The organism is Cellulosimicrobium sp. BMG9.23 (assembly GCF_059159985.1).
This window is the reverse complement of record NZ_JBZGBZ010000009.1, coordinates 176,966-193,675: the sequence shown is the minus strand read 5'-3', so window position 1 is coordinate 193,675 and position 16,710 is coordinate 176,966. Positions and strand designations below refer to the sequence as shown.

Sequence of the window (16,710 nt, the reverse complement as noted above, 5' to 3'; positions counted from 1 at the left end):
ACGTCCGGCGCCCTTCGGTGCCGGGCGTCGCTATCTCGCGGGGCTCCGGACCGACCGGGTCACGGTGAAGCGCCTGTCGCGCCCGATCTGGACGGTCGGGCCGACCGCGCGCTCGAGCGCCGGTCGGTAGCGCAGGTGCGAGTTGCCCACGCACCACAGCTCGCCGCCCGGCCGGAGCACGCGGCCCGCCGTCGCGAACATCCGGTGCGCCGCGTCCGTGCGCAGCGCCGCGCCCTCGTGGAACGGCGGGTTGAGCAGCACGACGTCGGCGCTCGCGTCCTCGAGGGACGTGCCCGCGTCGTCCCGGACGACGCGCACGCGGTCGGCCACGCCGTTGGTTTGCGCCGTGAGCGCGGCCGACCGCACCGCAGCGTCCGAGCGGTCGGCCGCGACGACGCGCGCGTCCGGCCAGCGCCGCGCGGCCCACGCCGCCAGGATCCCCGTCCCGCAGCCCAGGTCGACGACGTCGCGCGGCTCGCCCGTGCGGGTGCCCGCTGGGCCGCCCGCTGGGCCGCCTGCTAAGGCGTCCGACGAGCCGTCCGACGAGCCGTCCGACGAGGCGCCTGCCGTCGCGCCGCCCGAGAGCCACCCGTCGAGCTGCTCGAGGAGGAACCGCGTGCCGAGGTCGAGGCTCGCCCCGGCGAACGCCGCACCGTACGCGGCCACCGCGAGGCCGACGTCGGGCAGGTCGACGGTGACGGGGTAGGTGAAGGGGGCTGCGGCGTCGGGCACCCGGGGGTCGCGCGCGACCAGGACGCGGGACTTGCCGCGCGCGAGGCTCGCGCGCACGTCGGCGAAGGACTCGCCGAGCACGGCGTTCATCGCGGGCGTCATGTGCTTGACCCGACCGCCCGCGAGCAGGACCACGCCGGGGTCGGCCTCGCGTGCGACGTGCTCCGCGACGTCGCGCAGGGCGGCGAGCCCGCGGGGGAGACGCAGCAGGACGACGCGCGCCCCGGCGAGCAGCCCCGGTCCCAGGGCGTGCTGCGCGTAGGCGCCGTGCCTCCCGGTCGACGCCGCGTTCACCGCGAGCGCCGCCTCGGCCGTGCACGCGTCCTGGTGGACCCGGACGACGCCGCCGGCGCGTCCTGGGCCGTCCGGCGCGCCCGCGGACGACCCCCCGACCAGGGCCGCGGCACCGAGCGTGAGCGCTCCGTGGCGGTCGTCGACGACGGCGACCTCCCCCGCACCCACGGCCGCGAGCCACGGGGCCGCCTCGTCGAGCAGCAGGCGGTCCGCGGCGTCCACGGCGACGGGGGAGTCCTCGCGCCGAGGGCCGTCGTCGTCGGTGCGGAGCCGGGCGAGCAGGTCGTCGAGGTCGGGGGTCGTCACGCCCCCAGTCTCCCCGACGGACCGGCGCGCGCTGCCCGCGTGCGCGCGCTAGCCTGCGGTTCCCGGTCCGAGGAGGCCACCATGGACGTCCCGAGGACGCTCGACGAGTCACGCGCCGCCGGCCGCTCCCTGCGGGACCGCGCGCCGCGCCGGGCCCAGGGTGAGCTGGTCCTCCCGGAGCGGGACCCGGTCGCGATCATCGAGGAGCAGAACCGCGACCGGCTGCAGGAGCTCGTGCCGCTCCGCATCGGTCGCATGCTCGAGTCCCCGTTCGCGTTCTACCGCGGCACGGCGGCGACGATGGCGCACGACCTGCGCGACGGCCCCCGGTCGGGGGCCCACGTCGTGGCGTGCGGTGACGCGCACGTGTCCAACTTCGGTCTCTTCGCGTCGCCCGAGCGGCGGGTCGTGTTCGACCTCAACGACTTCGACGAGGCGTGCGACGCGCCGTGGGAGTGGGACGTCAAGCGGCTCGCAGCGAGCATGTACGTCGGCGGGCGGGACAAGGGTCTGTCGGAGGACGAGTGCGCGGACGCGGCGCGCCTCGCCGTCCGCGGCTACCGCGAGTCGCTCACGGAGCTGGTGACCGGCAGTGCGCTCGACCGGTTCTCGTTCCAGGTCGAGACGGAGTCGATCGAGCCGTCGATGCGCAAGGCGGGGCGTGAGGAGCTGCGCCGCACCGTGCGCAAGGCGCGTCGGCGCACGTCGGAGCAGGTGGTCGAGCGGATCACGACGCGCACGGCGGACGGGCGGGCGCGGATCGTCGACCAGCCTCCCGTCACGCAGCACGTCGACCGGGTGTCCCTCGACGAGCTGACGACGCTCTTCGAGCGCTACCGCGAACCGCTGCGGGCCGACGTCCGCCTCCTGCTCGGTCAGTTCACGCTCGTCGACTTCGTGCTGCGCGTCGTGGGTGTCGGGAGCGTCGGCACGCGCTGCTACATCCTGCTCTTCGAGGGGCCGGCCGGTGAGCCGCTCGTGCTGCAGGTCAAGGAAGCGGCGACGTCGGTCCTCGCACGGTACGGAGGGATGGCGGACGCCCTGCCGGGAGGCCTCAGGCCCGCGCGGGACGTGCTCTCCCAGGGCCGGCGCGTCGTCGCGGCGCAACGCATCCTCCAGGCGCACTCCGACCCGTTCCTCGGGTGGGTCGACGTCGAGGCGCCGGAGCACACCGGGCGCAGGCGGGTCGACTTCTTCTGGCGTCAGTTCCGTGACATGAAGGGGTCGGTCGAGCTCGACCGGCTCACGGCCGGCCAGCTCTCCCGGTACGGGGGGCTGTGCGGACGCGTCCTCGCCCGGGCGCACAGCCAGTCGCCCGGGGCGCGCCTGGCGCTCGGCTACCTGGGGGGCGCCGACACGTTCGACGACGCCGTGGCGCGCTGGTCGCGTGCGTACGCCGACGTCGTCGAGAAGGACTACGCCGCCCTCGAGGCCGCGGTCGCGTCCGGTCGCCTGCCCGCCGAGCGCGGCACCTGACGACACGTGACGACGCCTGACGACACCGCGGCGAGCCTAGGCTGGGCGGCATGACGGACGACGCCGACCAGCCCCTGCCCGCCGGCGAGCCCGTGGAACCTCCCGCGACGGTCGTGCCTCGCGGGACGGCGCGCGTCGCGGTCGAGTACTGCACGCAGTGCCGCTGGCTGCTGCGCGCCGCGTGGGTCGCGCAGGAGCTGCTCCAGACCTTCCGGACCCGGCTCGGCGAGGTCGCGCTCGTGCCCGGGACGGACGGGGTGTTCCGTGTCACGCTCGACGCCGGGGACGGGCCGGTCGTGCTGTGGGACCGGAAGGCCGACGGCGGGTTCCCGGAGATCCCCGACCTCAAGCGCCGCGTGCGGGACGCCGTGGCCCCCGACCTGTCGCTCGGCCACACGGACCGCGCGGCGGGGAGCGCCTGACGGTCGGGAGGATCGGCGCCTCCGCCGCGTGCGCGGTGGGAGTCCGGCGCCCGGCAGGCGTGCCGACCGGGCGCTGTGACGACCGGGGGCTGGGACGTCCCGGGCTCAGGCCTTGCGGGACTGCTGCGCGGCGAGACGCTCTTCCTCGGCGCGCACCTTCTTGAGGACCTCGCGCTCCTGGACGAGCCACGCGGGCGGCTCCTGGCGCAGCTCGTCGATCTGCTCGGTGGTCAAGGGCTCGGTCAGCCCGCCGCGCGTCAGGCCGGAGATCGAGACGCCGAGGCGCCCCGCGACGACGGGCCGAGGGTGCGGGCCGTTGCGGCGCAGGTCGTCGAGCCACTCCGGCGGGTTCTTCTCGAGCTCCTCCAGCTCGGCGCGCGAGATCTCCCTCGCCCGGAACTCCTCGGGCGTCGCGGGCAGGTACACCCCGAGCTTCTTGGCCGCCGTGGCGGGCTTCATCGACTGCGCGGAGTGCTTCGGGCTCATGCGCCCAGGGTAGTTCCTCCGGGCGGGTCGGACCGCCCGGTCGGAGGTCGTCGGCCCTGGTGCCGGGCCCGGTCCGGCCCCGCCGCCCGGCCCGGTCCGGTCGCGGGGCGCCGTCGGACCTAGGGTGGTCGGGTGGACGACGACACGGGCGCGACCCCCGAGGACGACAGCGACGCGCCCCGCGAGGGTGACACGGGCGCGACCCCCGCTCACGGAGCCGGCGAGCAGGGCGGGCCCCGCTTCCGGCTCGCGTACGTCCCGGGGGCGACCCCGGCGAAGTGGGTGCGCACGTGGCGCGAGCGGCACCCCGACGTGCCGCTGGACCTCGTCGCGGCCGACGCCGGCGACGCCGAGCGCGTGCTGCGCGACGGCGAGGCCGACGCCGCGCTCCTGCGCCCGCCGGTCGACAGGGACGTGCTCGCGGCGATCCCGCTCTACGAGGAGACGCCCGTCGTCGTCGTCTCGCGCGACCACCTGCTCGCCGCGCTCGAGCCCGACGAGACGGTCACGCTCGACGACCTCGCGGACGACGTCCTGCAGCGTCCGCTCGACGACGTCGTCCCGTGGGCGGGCGAGCCGGGGGCCGCCGTCGACGCGCCGTCGCCGCCGGGCGTCGCGGCGGTGGAGCGGCCCGCGACGACGGCCGACGCCGTGGTCCTCGTGGCGGCCGGGGTGGGTGTCCTCGTCGTCCCGCAGTCGCTCGCGCGGCTGCACCACCGCAAGGACGTCGTGCACCGGCGGCTCGACGGCGCGCCGTCCGCGCCCGTCGCGCTCGCCTGGCTGGCGGAGCGCGACGACGACCTCGTCGAGGAGATGGTGGGCATCGTCCGCGGCCGGACCGTCAACAGCTCGCGCGGCCGGTCCCCCGCGCCCGACGCCGCGACGTCGGATGATCGCGCGACGTCGCCGCGGTCGGCGGACCGGCGTCGGGAGACGCCCGGCGGCCGGGGCGGCCGGGTCACCTCTGCGGGCCGTCGCGGCGGCGGCAGCGGAGCGGGCAAGGGCGGCGGTCCCGGGAAGAGCGGTGTCGGAAAGGGCGGCTCCGGCAAGGGCAAGGGCAAGGGCGGCGCCGGGAAGCGCGGGGGTCGCGGGCAGGGCCGAGGTCGCTGAACCCTGGGTCGCGTCGCCTGGGCGGAGCGCTTCAATAGTCCTTGACTTATATAAGCACTCACTTCCATACTGACGAGGTGGAAGCGTTCGACGTCCTGGGCGACCCCGTCCGCCGTCGCATCCTCGAGCACCTGGCCGAGGGCGAGCGGTCCGCGGGCGAGGTCGTCGCGCTCGTGGGGGCGGAGTTCTCGATCAGCCAGCCGGCCGTGTCGCAGCACCTGCGCGTCCTGCGCACGAACGGGTTCGCGACCGTGCGGGCCGAGGGGACGAGGCGCCTCTACGCGCTCGACCCCGAACCGTTGGGCGAGGTCGAGGACTGGGCCGCGGGGCTCCGGCGCTTCTGGGAGCAGCGGCTCGACGCGCTCCGCACCGAGCTCGCGCGCGGCGCTCGCGAGCGGCGGGCCCCCGACGAGAAGCACGACACCGACACCATCTGGAGGGCACGATGAAGGACCTCATCGCCGAGCTGGAGACGGTGCGACGCACCGTCGGGAGCGGGACGCTCCCCGCGGGGGAGGCGCGCGTCGTCAGCCTCACGCGGTCGTACCGGGCCGCCGTCGACGACGTGTGGGACGCCGTGACGAACCCTGAGCGCGTCTCGCGCTGGTTCCTGCCCGTGAGCGGCGACCTGCGCGCCGGGGGCACCTACCAGACCGAGGGCAACGCGGGCGGGGAGATCCGCGTCTGCGACGCGCCGCGCCACCTGCAGCTCACCTGGGGCATGGGGCCGGCCGGCCCGGAGGACTCGTCGATCGTCGACGTGCACCTCGAGCCCGTGGACGACGGGACGCGGCTCACGCTCGAGCACACCGCGGTGACCCCGCCCGAGATGTGGGGCCAGTTCGGCCCGGGCGCGGTCGGCGTCGGCTGGGACGGCGCGCTCCTCGGTCTCGCGCTGCACCTCGCCGGAGTCGAGGGGGCGATCGACCCCGAGACCCTCGCGACCGACCCCGCCGTGCGGGCGTTCAACACCGCGAGCAGCGAGTCGTGGGGCGCCGCGCTCGCCGCGGCCGACGGCCTGGACGAGGAGACCGTCGCGGCACGCGTCGCGGCGACCACCGCGTTCTACGTGCCGCCGCTCGGCCCGCAGGAGTAGCGCGCAACGGTCCGCCCTCGGTCGTGCGGCGACCCGTCCGTCGTCCGACCGAGGGCTGATGTTCATCTGCTGTTCACCTGTCTACCCTCGACCGGTGAGCTCGCCCGATTCGTCCCGTCCCGCACCTGTCCTCGACCGGGTCGTGCGTGTCCCGCATGTCCCGCACCCGGACGACACGCCGCCCGACGCCGGCGCTCCCCGCCCGGCGCCCGTCGTCACCCGGGCGCTCGCGTGGCTGGGTGGCGGGGCGCTCGTCGTGGTCCTGGCCCTGCTGCTGCGCGGCCCGAGCGAGGCCCTGTACGTCGCGGTGACCGCCAGGACGGGCGACCTGCCGTGGACCGGGCTCGTCGCGGAGGGTGGCGTGCTCGTTCTCCTCGCGCTGTGCGGCGTCGTCCTCCTGCGCTCGCGGCACGACGGTCACGCCGCTGTCGCGACGACGCTCACGGCGGGCCTCGGTGCCGTCCTCGCCTACGGTGCGAGCGAGCTCGTGAAGTCCGTGGTGCGGCAGCCGCGCGGGTGCTGGGAGCTCGTCGACGTCGCGCACTGCCCGGCGGCGGGGGACTGGTCGTTCCCCAGCAACCACACCGCGATCGCGTTCGCGCTCGCGACGGCGGTCGTCGTCGCGGGGGCTCCTGCGCTGCGCTTCCTCGGCGACCGGGCACCTCGCCACGCGGTCCGCGCGCGGCCCGTCGACGTCGCGGTGTGGGTCGTGCTGCCGGTCGTGCTGGCCGTGCTCGTCGGCGGCGCGCGGGTGGCGCAGGGTGCGCACTACCCGCACGACGTCGTCGCGGGCGCTGCGCTGGGCACGGGCGTGGTGGTCGCCACCGTGCTGGTGCTGGCGGGCCCGGCGACGACCGCGGTGCACGTGGCGTGCCGGGTCGACGGCGTGCGGCGCGTCCTTCTCGCCCGGCCCTTCTGACGCCGGAGCACGCCCGCGGCCCGTGACCGTCAGCGCGGGGCGGTGACGAACACGTCGAAGAGCTCCGGGTGGTGGGCGTGCACGAGCACGGCGAACACCACGAGGTCGAACAGCAGGTGCACGGCGACGACGTACGTGAACGACTTGCTCCACGAGAAGATCCAGCCCTGGACGAGCGCGAACGGGATCGTCAGGAGCGGGCCCCACTCGCGATAGCCGAGCTCCCACAGGAACGAGACGAAGACGGCTGCCTGCAGCAGGTTCGCCGTCCACAGGCCGAAGTGCTTGCGCAGCAGCGCGAAGACGACGCACACGAAGAACAGCTCGTCCCAGATCCCGACCGCGTTGACCCCGACGAACAGCCGCGCGATCTCGGCGCCGCCCGTGATCTCCGGCCAGTTGCGGTACGCACCGGAGCCGATGAAGTAGAACGGCAGGATCAGGTACCCCGCGACGACGACCACCGCGAGGTACACGATCTGTCCTCGCGACCAGCGGCGGCCGGTCGCGACGGGGAACGTGATCGTCCGGTCACCGAAGACGAACCGCGACAGCGCCCACGGCACGAGCACCGCGAGCGACAGCGCGACGGTGAACCGCGCGATCCCCGCGTCCGACAGGTCCGCCTCGAGCGAGATGGCCGAGATGATCCCCAGGCCCACGCCGATCAGGGCGAGGTCGCGCCCGAGCACCCGGTCGACCGCCCAGCCGAGCGCGACGCCCAGCACGAGCGGGACGTAGCCGAGCGGGCGCACGTGCACCGCGAACAGCAGCACCGCGGACAGCGACACGAGCGCGGCGGCGAGCAGGCGGGCCGGCGAGCCGACCGCCCAGGGCGGCAGGGCGGCGTCGGGCACGACGACGGACCGGCGTGGCGCGGGCGCGGGGGAAGACGTCACGTGCACACGGTGCCATGATGCGACGTGTGGAGCGACGCCCCGTCCGGCGCGGCGAGCTCGACGCGGTGCGTGCCTTCGTCGTGGTGGGTCTCGTGCTCTTCCACGCGGCGCTCGTGTTCGACGCCTCCGACGACTTCTACGTGAAGAACGACGACACGACCAGCGTGACGACCTACCTCGCCGCGCCCGTCGTGGTCTGGGCGATGCCGCTCCTCTTCGCCGTGGCGGGGACCGGTGCGTGGTACTCCCTGCGCAGCCGGACGCCCGGGGCGTTCGCGCGCGAGCGCCTGCTGCGCCTCGGGGTCCCGCTGCTCGTGGCGCTCGTCCTGCTGGTCCCCGTGCCGCAGTGGCTGCGCCTGCGCGCCGACCCCGACGCGGATCCGGTCCTCGCCGACAGCTACCTCGCCTTCTGGCCGCACTTCTTCGCCGTCCGGTTCGAGCCCGGCGACGTCCCGTTCTTCCTCGACGGCGAGCACTTCGAGTCGGGGCACCTGTGGTTCGTCGTCCTGCTGCTGACCTGGTCGTTCGTGCTCGCGGCCGTCGTGCGCCTCGTGCCCGACGACGTCTCCCGCCGCGCGCGCGAACGGCTCGCCCGGGCGTCGGGCCGGCGGGGAGCGGTGCTCGTGCCGGGCGTGCTCGTCGCCGCGGTGTGCGCGGTGCACGAGCTCGAGAAGGGGTTCGCCGTGTGGAGCCGATGGGCGTACCTCGTCTTCTTCCTCGCCGGGTTCGCGATCTCGTCGGACGAGCGGCTTCGCGCCGCAGTGCGGCGCGACGCGGGGCTCGCCGGGCTGGTCGGCCTCGGCGCCTTCGCCGCCGGGATGGCGCTGTTCCTCGGACCTGCGGACGAGATCGCGGCGTTCACCGCGCCGGGCTGGCCGGGCGTCGTCTTCCGGGCGCTCTACGGTCTCGCGGGGTGGTGCTGGGTCGTGGCGACCCTGGGCCTGCTCGACCGGTGGGGGACACGCAGGCGCCTGGCCCGGGGCGCGGACGAGGGCGACCCGACCGGGGCGGACGGGTGGCGGCGTCGGGCCTGGGCGTACCTCGGCGCTGCGGTGCTGCCGCTGTACGTGCTCCACCAGCCGGTCGTCGTCGCCGTCGCGTACCCCGTCGTGGGCTGGCAGGCGCCCGCGGTCGTGAAGTTCGTCGTGATCGTCGTGGTGTCGCTCGGCCTGCTCCTGGTCGTGTACGACCTGGCCGTGCGTCGCGCGCGCGTCACGCGCGTGCTGTTCGGCATGCGTGCGTGAGCGGTTCGACGGCGTGAGAGCGTGAGCGGGTGGACCCGAGAGGGGAGATGCCGATGCGCGAACACCTGTCGGTCGCCGTGCTGTCCGACGTGCACGGGGTGCTGCCCGTGCTCGACGCCGTGCTCGCCGAGCCCGACGTCCGGGCGGCGGACCTCGTCGTCGTGACCGGCGACCACGCCGCCGGGCCCCAGCCCGTCGAGGTGCTCGACCGCCTCGCCTCGCTCGGCGACCGCGTGCTGCTCGTGCGAGGCAACGCGGACCGCGAGCTCGTGGCGTGGGTGCGCGACGGCGCGGGCGCGGTCCCCGACCCGGTCGTGCCCTGGGCGGCGGCACAGCTCCGACCGGACCAGGTCGAGCTGCTCGCCCGGCTGCCGCACCCGGTGGAGATCGTCGTGCGCGGGTTCGGGCGCGTCGTGTGCTGCCACGGCACGCCGCGCGACGACGAGGAGGTCGTGCTCGTCGACTCGTCGTTGGAGCGATGGGCCGACGTCCTCGGCGCCCTCGACCCCGAGGTGCGGACCGTCCTGTGCGGGCACACGCACATGCCGTTCGTGCGGCTCGTCGACCGGCGGCTCGTCGTGAACCCGGGGAGCGTCGGCATGCCGTACGGGCGCCCCGGCGGCGCCTGGGCGCTGCTCCACGACGGACAGGTGTCGCTGCGGCACACGGAGGTCGACGTCGACGCGGCCGTCGCCGCGGTGGTCGCGGGCAGCGACTACCCGGCCGTCGAGGAGTGGGCCGACTACTTCGTCCGGTCGGCGGCGAGCGACGCCGAGGCGCTGCGGCTGTTCGGCCCGCGGGACGGGCGCTCGTCGACCGGGCAGCCCGCCTCCGAGGGGCAGGGTCAGAGCTCCTCGTAGACCGCAGGGTCCTGGTCGTTCGTCCGCCCCTCGACGCGCGCGAGACCCGTGAGCGCGTTCATCTCGTGCGTCGACAGCTCGAACGAGAAGACGTCGAGGTTCTCGCGCTGGCGCTCGGGCGACGACGCCTTGGGGATCGGCACGACGCCCAGCTGCACGTGCCAGCGCAGGACCGCCTGCACCGGGGAGACCCCGTGGGCTGCCGCGACTGCCGTGACGACCGGGTCGGTGAGGAGCTCGCCCGCCCGCCCGATCGGGCTCCACGCCTCCGTGACGACGCCGCGCTCCGCGTCGGCGTGGCGCTGGTTCGGCTGCGGGAAGTAGGGGTGCAGCTCGACCTGGTTCACCACGGGCGTCACGCCCGTCGCCGCGATGACCGCGTCGAGGTGCTCGGGCAGGAAGTTGGAGACGCCGACGTGGCGGACGAGACCCCGCTCACGGCACGCGACGAGCGCCTCGTAGGCCTCGACGTAGCGCCCGACGGCGGGGTTCGGCCAGTGGACCAGGTAGAGGTCGAGGTGGTCGAGACCGGTGCGGAACAGCGACTCCTCGACCGCGCGGACGGCGTCGTCGTAGGCGTGGTACCGCCCGGGCAGCTTCGACGTCACGAGCACCTCGTCGCGCGGCACCGACGACTGGCGGACGGCGGCGCCCACGGCACCCTCGTTCTCGTAGCTGAACGCCGAGTCGATGAGCCGGTACCCCGCCTCGATCGCCCGCACGACCGTCTCCGCGCCGCCTGACCCGCGCAGCGAGTAGGTCCCGAAGCCGATCGCGGGGAGGGTCGTGCCGTCCTGGGCCGAGAGCGGGGGGAGGGAGGTCATGCCCCCCATCTAGTCACGCCTCCGGACAGCTGGCATCCGGTCGGCGGGTCTCGCCCGCGCGCCGTCGTCGTGGGCGTTGACCGGCCCTGCGCACGACGGTCACGCTGTCGAGATGTGAGAAACCGCCCCGGATCCGTACGGATCCGGGGCGGCTTCTCACTTCTCGGTGACGCGGCGTCGACTACGCGGCGTCGGGGAACGGGACACCGGTGGTCGCGTGGCAGCGGTAGCCGTTCGGGTTCTTGTCGAGGTACTGCTGGTGGTAGTCCTCGGCGTAGAAGAACGGGCCCGCCTCGGACGCGGGGCGCCTCTCGGTCGTGATCGGGTCGTAGCCCTTCGCGTCGAGGACCTTCCCGTAGCGCTCGGCCGTCTCGCGGACCGCGGCCTCCTGCTCGGGCGTCGTCCAGTACACCGCGGACCGGTACTGGGTGCCGACGTCGTTGCCCTGGCGGTGGCCCTGCGTCGGGTCGTGGCGCTCCCAGAAGATCTTGAGGAGCTCCTCCTCGGAGACCTTCGTCGGGTCGTACGCCACGAGCGCCGTCTCGGTGTGGCCCGTGCGGGCGCTGCACGCCTCCTCGTAGGTGGGGTTCGGCGTCGTGCCGCCCATGTACCCGACGGCGGTGCTCACCACGCCCGGCACCTGCCAGAAGATCTCCTCGGCACCCCAGAAGCAGCCCATCGCGAGGTAGAGCACGCGTGTGCCGTCGGGCCAGGGCCCGGTGATCGACGTGCCGAGCACCGTGTGCGGGCGCGGGGTCTGCAGGACGGGGGACTGGCGCCCGGGGAGCGTGTCCTCCGGGGCGACCATCGTCGTCTTGGCGGACGAGCCGAAGATCGCGTCGAAGATCGAGTTCATCGCTTACCTCCTGAAGAGCCGGGGACGACCGGGGCGCTGGCCCACGACGCATCGTCCTGGCACGGGATAGAACGCGGCGCGGGCGGCGTGTGTTCCTGCGCCGAGAACGCGCCCCGGGCGCTCCGCCGAGCGTCTCACGGGACGATCGCGTCGATGTACCCGCCGTCGACGCGCACGGCCGCGCCCGTCGTCGCGGACGCGAGCGGAGAGGCCAGGTACGCGACCATGTGCGCGATCTCCTCGGGCTCGATGAGCCGCTGCAGCAGCGACTGCGGCCGGTGCTCGCGCATGAACACGCGCTGGGCCTCGTCCCACGGCAGGTCGTCGCCGACGAGGCTCCGCGCGAACGTCTCGACGCCGCCCGTGTGCGTCGGGCCGGCGAGGACGCTGTTCACCGTCACGCCCGTGCCCGCGGCCGCCTTCGCGAACCCGCGCGAGACGCCGAGCAGCGCCGTCTTCGTCACGCCGTAGTGGATCATCTCCGCCGGGATCACGACCGCCGAATCGCTCCCGATGAACTGCACGCGACCCCAGCCGCGGTCGATCATCCCGGGCAGGTAGGCCCGTGTGAGGCGCACGCCCGCGAGGACGTTCACCTCGAGGAAGCGGCGCCACGTGTCGTCGTCGATCTCCAGCGGGTCAGCGCTCTCGAAGATGCCGAGATTGTTGACGAGCACGTCGACGCGCGGCACCGCCTCGAGCATCGCCGCGGTGCCCTGGTCGGTCGCGAGGTCGGCGGCGACGCCCAGGACGTGCGCACCGGGCACGCGCTCGCGCACGTCCTCGGCGGCGCGCTGCGACGTCTCCTCCGACCGCCCGTTCACGACGACGCTCGCCCCGCACGCCGCGAGCGTCCGGGCGATCGCCAGCCCGATACCCTGCGCCGAGCCCGTGACGAGCGCCGTCCTGCCGTCGAGGTCGATCCTCATCCATGCCTCCCTCCACGTCGCGGGCACCACCGGTCGCGACCGGTCGGTGCCCTGGAGCTCCCACCGTGCCGTGCGCCGTCGGGCCGCGCCACCGCGGGCGACGCCGCGGGCGACGTCGCGAGCGCCGCCGCGGGCTGCGCCGCCGCGCGGACGGGCCGGAGCGGCGACCGTAGTCTGGGACGGTGAGCACCCCGACCGAGCACCCCGACTGGACCACGACCGGTTTCTCCACCCGCGCCATCCACGCGGGCCAGGACCCGGACCCGACGACGGGCGCCGTCGTCCCGCCCATCCACCAGGTGTCCACGTACAAGCAGGACGGCGTGGGCGGCCTGCGCGGCGGATACGAGTACTCGCGCTCCGCCAACCCGACGCGCACGGCGCTCGAGGAGGCGCTCGCTGCGGCGGAGTCCGGAGGCCTGGGCCCGACGGCGGACGGGTCGCCCGCAGCGCGCGGCTTCGCCTTCGCGTCCGGCCTCGCCGCGGAGGACACGCTCCTGCGCGCGGTGCTGCGCCCGGGGGACCACGTCGTGTTCCCGAACGACGCGTACGGCGGCACGTACCGGCTCGTCCACCGGGTCTTCGGGCCCTGGGGGATCGAGCACACCCCGGTCGACCTCACCGACCTGGCGAACCTCGACGCGGTGCGTGCCGCCGTCCGACCCGGGTCGACCAAGGTCGTGTGGGTCGAGACGCCGACGAACCCGCTGCTCGGGATCTCGGACATCGCTGCGCTCGCGGAGATCGCCCACGAGGCGGGCGCGCTGCTCGTCGTCGACAACACGTTCGCGACGCCGTACCTCCAGCAGCCGCTCGCGCTCGGCGCGGACGTCGTCGTGCACTCGACGACCAAGTACGTCGGCGGGCACTCGGACGTGGTCGGCGGAGCGCTCGTCGTCGCGGCGGGCTCCCAGCTCCCGGGCGGCCTCGTGTCGCCCGCAGGCGGGACCGACGTCGCGGGCGCGGTGGGGTTCCACCAGAACGCCTCGGGCGCCGTCGCCGGTCCTTTCGACGCGTGGCTCACGCTGCGCGGGCTCAAGACGCTCGCGGTGCGCATGGACCGGCACCAGGCCAACGCCGCGGCCGTCGCGGCGTTCCTCGAGCAGCACCCGGCGGTGACGCACGTGATCTACCCGGGGCTCGCGTCGCACCCGGGCCACGAGGTCGCGGCCCGCCAGATGAGCGGGTTCGGCGGCATGGTGTCGTTCCGCGTGGGCAGCGAGGCGACGGCGCTCGACGTGTGCGGGCGCACGCAGGTGTTCACGCTCGCGGAGTCGCTGGGCGGGGTCGAGTCGCTCGTCGAGCACCCCGGGCGCATGACCCACGGGTCGGTCGCGGGCACGGCGCTCGAGGTCCCGGACGACCTCGTACGCCTCTCCGTCGGCATCGAGGACGTCGAGGACCTGATCGCCGACCTCGACCGCGCCCTGTCCTGACCCGCACCCGCTTTCGCACCCGCGCCCTCGAGCGGGAGCTTCGGCTGTCGAGGTAGAGCCCTGGTCGCCGAGGTAGAGCCTTGGTCCAATGACCAGTGCTCTACGTCGGCGGGGTTCGCCGGTGGGGATCGTGCCGACGCGCGGTGCGGTCGACGGCATCCGGCGGGGCGCTCACCTAGTGTTGCGCTGTGAGCGCGCAGACCGACCAGCACGACCGTCCGGCCGGACCCGACCCGGCGCCCCTCCCGCCCGGCCCCGTCGGCGCGACCGCCGTCCCCGGTTCCGTCCGCTCGGCCGCGGCCTGGTCCTGGCGCCTGCTGCTCATCGGCGCGCTCGTCGCGGCGAGCCTGTGGGTGATCACGCAGCTCAAGGTGATCGTCGTGCCGATCGCCGTCGCGCTCCTGCTCACCGTGCTGCTCACGCCCGTGCAGCGGTTCTGCCAGCGCCGGCTCGGCATGTCGCGCGGGCTCGCGTCCGGGGTCGCGCTGCTCGGGCTGCTGCTCGTCGTCGCGGGGCTCGTGACGGTCGCCGGGCAGCAGATCGTCAGCGGGTTCCAGGAGCTGCGCGACCAGGCGGTCGAGGGCTTCGAGCAGTTCACCGCGTGGCTCGCCGACGGGCCGCTGAAGCTCGACTCGGTGACGCTCAACTCCTACGTCGACCAGGCGCAGTCGGCCCTCTCCGAGAACCAGAGCAGCATCGTCTCCGGTGCGCTGGGTGCCGCGACCACGGTCGGTCACGTCCTCGCCGGCGCCCTCATCGCGCTGTTCTGCACGTTCTTCTTCCTGCTCGACGGCCGGACGATCTGGTCCTGGGCCGTCGGCCTCCTCCCGCTGCGCGCGCGGGACCGCGTGCACCAGGCGGGGCGCCGGGGCATCATCACGCTGTCCGCCTACACGCGCACGCAGATCCTCGTCGCCGCCGTCGACGCCGTCGGCATCGGCATCGGCGCGGCGTTCTTCGTGCCGTCGCTCGCGCTGCCGCTGGCGATCCTCGTGTTCGTCGGCTCCTTCATCCCGATCGTCGGTGCCATCGTCACGGGGTCGATCGCGGTGCTCGTCGTCCTCGTCGCGCAGGGCTGGCCGCAGGCGCTGATCATGCTCGCGATCGTGCTGCTCGTGCAGCAGATCGAGGGCCACATCCTCCAGCCGTTCCTCATGGGCCACGCCGTCTCGCTGCACCCCGTCGCGGTGCTGCTCGTCGTCGCGGCGGGCAGCTTCGCCGCCGGCATCCTGGGGGCGCTGTTCGCCGTACCGATCGCCGCCGTCCTCAACACCGTGATCCTCTACCTGCACGGGCACGACAAGTTCCCCGAGCTGGGGACCGACGACCGTGTCGTCGTGCGAGGAAGTCCGCAGCCTCCCGTGATCGCGCGCGCCGAGGCCGACCTCGACGAGCCGGCCCGTCGCCGTCGGGCCGGAGACCGTCGCGCGGACCTGCACCGGGACCGGCGGCCCGACGAGGACTCGCCCGTCGCGAGCACCGAGGACGCCGGCGGCGCGCCCGCATGAGCGGTCCGGTCCACGTCACGCTCGACGACGTCCGGGACGCGGCGCGCCTGCTCGACGGCGTCGCGACGGTCACCCCCGTCCAGACCTCGCGCGCCATCAGCGAGGCGGCCGGTGTCCGCGTGCTGCTCAAGTGCGAGAACCTCCAGCGCGCGGGGTCGTTCAAGGTCCGCGGCGCGTACGTGCGCATGGCCCGGCTCTCGGCGGAGGAGAAGGCGCGCGGCGTCGTCGCGGCGAGCGCCGGCAACCACGCGCAGGGCGTCGCGTTCGCCGCGGGCCTCCTGGGCATCCGGGCCGTCGTGTACATGCCGGTGGACGCCGCCCTGCCGAAGGTCGCGGCGACCCGGCAGTACGGGGCCGAGGTCCGGCTCGTAGGGGAGGACGTCGACGCGACGCTCGCCGCTGCCTGGGCGGAGGCGCAGCGCACGGGCGCGGTGCTCATCCACCCGTTCGACCACCCTGATGTCGTCGCCGGGCAGGGGACGATCGCGCTCGAGATCCTCGAGCAGGTGCCCGACGTGCGGACCGTCGTCGCACCGCTCGGCGGCGGCGGGCTCGTCGCGGGGCTCGCGGTGGCGCTCGCGGAGGCGGCTCCGCACGTCCGCGTCGTCGGCGTGCAGGCCGCCCGTGCCGCGGCCTACCCGGCCTCCCTGGCGGCGGGCGAGCCGACGACGGCGCGCGTCGCCGCGACGATGGCCGACGGCATCGCGGTCGGCACGCCGGGCGACGTCCCGTTCGAGATCCTCGCCCGGCACGGGGTCGAGGTGCGCACCGTGACCGAGGAGGAGATCTCCCGCTCGCTGCTCATGGTGGCCGAGCGCGCGAAGCTCCTCGTCGAGCCGGCCGGGGCCGCGGGCGTGGCCGCGCTGCTCGCGGCGTCGCGCGCGCTGGACGTCACGGACCCGGCCACGGGTGTTGCGCCCCTCGAGGGGCCCGTCGTCGTCGTGCTCTCCGGCGGGAACGTCGACCCGCTCGTCCTGCTGCGCGTCGTGCGCCACGGCCTCGCCGCGGCGGGCCGGTACATCCAGCTCCAGGTCCTGCTCGACGACCGGCCCGGCGCGCTCGCCGGTCTGCTCGAGGTCATCTCCACGCTGCGCGGGAACGTCATGCACATCGACCACGACCGCACCGACGTCGGGCTCGCGATCGGCGAGGCGTGGGTGCGCATGCAGGTCGAGACGAAGGGTCCCGAGCACTGCGACGAGCTCGTCGAACGGTTGCGCGCCGAGGGCTACCGCGTCGAGCGGTCGGAGCGGACGTCGCCCGCCTGAGCCTGGGGTTCTCGCACGGGCTCGGCGAGATGCGACTCGTGGTCG

17 protein-coding genes are annotated in these 16,710 nt (G+C 74.7%); 11 read left to right on the top strand and 6 right to left on the bottom strand.

Translation table 11 applies throughout. From position 1 onward, the window contains the following. Positions 1-30: 30 nt before the first annotated feature. Positions 31-1,332 carry a class I SAM-dependent methyltransferase gene (locus AC4H2G_RS17075; protein WP_494366923.1) on the bottom strand — a complete coding sequence of 434 codons (1,302 nt, stop codon included), beginning with the start codon at positions 1,330-1,332 and terminating at the stop codon, positions 31-33. A gap of 81 nt (positions 1,333-1,413) precedes the next feature. On the opposite strand from AC4H2G_RS17075, the gene AC4H2G_RS17070 reads away from it, so the two are divergent. Together AC4H2G_RS17070 and AC4H2G_RS17065 are read left to right on the top strand one after the other, a co-directional pair. After that, positions 1,414-2,808, top strand: coding sequence for a DUF2252 domain-containing protein (locus tag AC4H2G_RS17070; RefSeq protein WP_494366922.1), 1,395 nt, complete (start codon positions 1,414-1,416; stop codon positions 2,806-2,808). A 50-nt stretch (positions 2,809-2,858) separates the two neighbouring features. Further along, a complete protein-coding gene (locus AC4H2G_RS17065) occupies positions 2,859-3,230 on the top strand; it encodes an Rdx family protein (protein ID WP_494366921.1) in 372 nt (123 codons plus the stop codon). A gap of 105 nt (positions 3,231-3,335) precedes the next feature. Here the strand turns inward: AC4H2G_RS17065 and AC4H2G_RS17060 are convergent, their stop codons facing one another. Continuing rightward, the gene (locus tag AC4H2G_RS17060) at positions 3,336-3,716 is read right to left on the bottom strand and encodes a DUF5997 family protein (protein WP_494366920.1); all 381 of its coding nucleotides are present in this window, start codon (positions 3,714-3,716) and stop codon (positions 3,336-3,338) included. Positions 3,717-3,848: 132 nt separating this feature from the next. On the opposite strand from AC4H2G_RS17060, the gene AC4H2G_RS17055 reads away from it, so the two are divergent. The 4 genes from AC4H2G_RS17055 to AC4H2G_RS17040 all read left to right on the top strand — a co-directional run bounded on the left by AC4H2G_RS17055 (position 3,849) and on the right by AC4H2G_RS17040 (position 6,841). Further along, positions 3,849-4,826: a LysR substrate-binding domain-containing protein gene (locus AC4H2G_RS17055; protein ID WP_494366919.1), complete on the top strand. Its 978-nt coding sequence runs from the start codon at positions 3,849-3,851 to the stop codon at positions 4,824-4,826. A gap of 77 nt (positions 4,827-4,903) precedes the next feature. Beyond that, entirely contained in the window at positions 4,904-5,275 is a 372-nt protein-coding gene (locus AC4H2G_RS17050) for an ArsR/SmtB family transcription factor (RefSeq protein ID WP_494366918.1), read from the top strand. After that, positions 5,272-5,922 carry an SRPBCC family protein gene (locus AC4H2G_RS17045; RefSeq protein ID WP_494366917.1) on the top strand — a complete coding sequence of 217 codons (651 nt, stop codon included), beginning with the start codon at positions 5,272-5,274 and terminating at the stop codon, positions 5,920-5,922. The genes AC4H2G_RS17050 and AC4H2G_RS17045 overlap by 4 nt, the downstream gene beginning before the upstream one ends. A gap of 94 nt (positions 5,923-6,016) precedes the next feature. Continuing rightward, a complete protein-coding gene (locus AC4H2G_RS17040; protein WP_494366916.1) occupies positions 6,017-6,841 on the top strand; it encodes a phosphatase PAP2 family protein in 825 nt (274 codons plus the stop codon). Positions 6,842-6,870: 29 nt separating this feature from the next. On the opposite strand, the gene AC4H2G_RS17035 is transcribed toward AC4H2G_RS17040, so the two are convergent. Next, complete coding sequence (locus tag AC4H2G_RS17035) at positions 6,871-7,698, bottom strand: CPBP family glutamic-type intramembrane protease (protein WP_494367043.1); 828 nt, start codon at positions 7,696-7,698, stop codon at positions 6,871-6,873. A 68-nt stretch (positions 7,699-7,766) separates the two neighbouring features. Between AC4H2G_RS17035 and AC4H2G_RS17030 the strand changes: the two genes are divergently transcribed. Both AC4H2G_RS17030 and AC4H2G_RS17025 read left to right on the top strand, forming a co-directional pair. After that, complete coding sequence (locus tag AC4H2G_RS17030) at positions 7,767-8,984, top strand: acyltransferase family protein (RefSeq protein WP_494366915.1); 1,218 nt, start codon at positions 7,767-7,769, stop codon at positions 8,982-8,984. Between the two features lie 53 nt (positions 8,985-9,037). Next, positions 9,038-9,844, top strand: a complete 807-nt coding sequence (locus AC4H2G_RS17025) for a metallophosphoesterase family protein (RefSeq protein ID WP_494366914.1) — start codon at positions 9,038-9,040, stop codon at positions 9,842-9,844. Here the strand turns inward: AC4H2G_RS17025 and AC4H2G_RS17020 are convergent. The 3 genes from AC4H2G_RS17020 to AC4H2G_RS17010 all read right to left on the bottom strand — a co-directional run bounded on the left by AC4H2G_RS17020 (position 9,829) and on the right by AC4H2G_RS17010 (position 12,453). Next, the gene (locus AC4H2G_RS17020) at positions 9,829-10,668 is read right to left on the bottom strand and encodes an aldo/keto reductase (protein ID WP_494366913.1); all 840 of its coding nucleotides are present in this window, start codon (positions 10,666-10,668) and stop codon (positions 9,829-9,831) included. The two genes, AC4H2G_RS17025 and AC4H2G_RS17020, sit on opposite strands and share 16 nt — an antisense overlap. A 181-nt stretch (positions 10,669-10,849) precedes the next feature. Further along, entirely contained in the window at positions 10,850-11,524 is a 675-nt protein-coding gene (msrA, locus tag AC4H2G_RS17015; protein WP_494366912.1) for a peptide-methionine (S)-S-oxide reductase MsrA, read from the bottom strand. 134 nt (positions 11,525-11,658) lie between these two features. Beyond that, complete coding sequence (locus AC4H2G_RS17010) at positions 11,659-12,453, bottom strand: SDR family NAD(P)-dependent oxidoreductase (RefSeq protein ID WP_494366911.1); 795 nt, start codon at positions 12,451-12,453, stop codon at positions 11,659-11,661. A gap of 182 nt (positions 12,454-12,635) precedes the next feature. On the opposite strand from AC4H2G_RS17010, the gene AC4H2G_RS17005 reads away from it, so the two are divergent. The 3 genes from AC4H2G_RS17005 (at position 12,636) to ilvA (ending at position 16,665) form a co-directional block, all read left to right on the top strand. Beyond that, complete coding sequence (locus tag AC4H2G_RS17005) at positions 12,636-13,889, top strand: cystathionine gamma-synthase (protein WP_494366910.1); 1,254 nt, start codon at positions 12,636-12,638, stop codon at positions 13,887-13,889. Positions 13,890-14,077: 188 nt separating this feature from the next. Continuing rightward, positions 14,078-15,397, top strand: coding sequence for an AI-2E family transporter (locus tag AC4H2G_RS17000; RefSeq protein WP_494366909.1), 1,320 nt, complete (start codon positions 14,078-14,080; stop codon positions 15,395-15,397). Continuing rightward, complete coding sequence (gene ilvA / locus AC4H2G_RS16995) at positions 15,394-16,665, top strand: threonine ammonia-lyase (RefSeq protein WP_494366908.1); 1,272 nt, start codon at positions 15,394-15,396, stop codon at positions 16,663-16,665. The genes AC4H2G_RS17000 and ilvA overlap by 4 nt, the downstream gene beginning before the upstream one ends. The last annotated feature ends 45 nt before the right edge of the window (positions 16,666-16,710 follow it).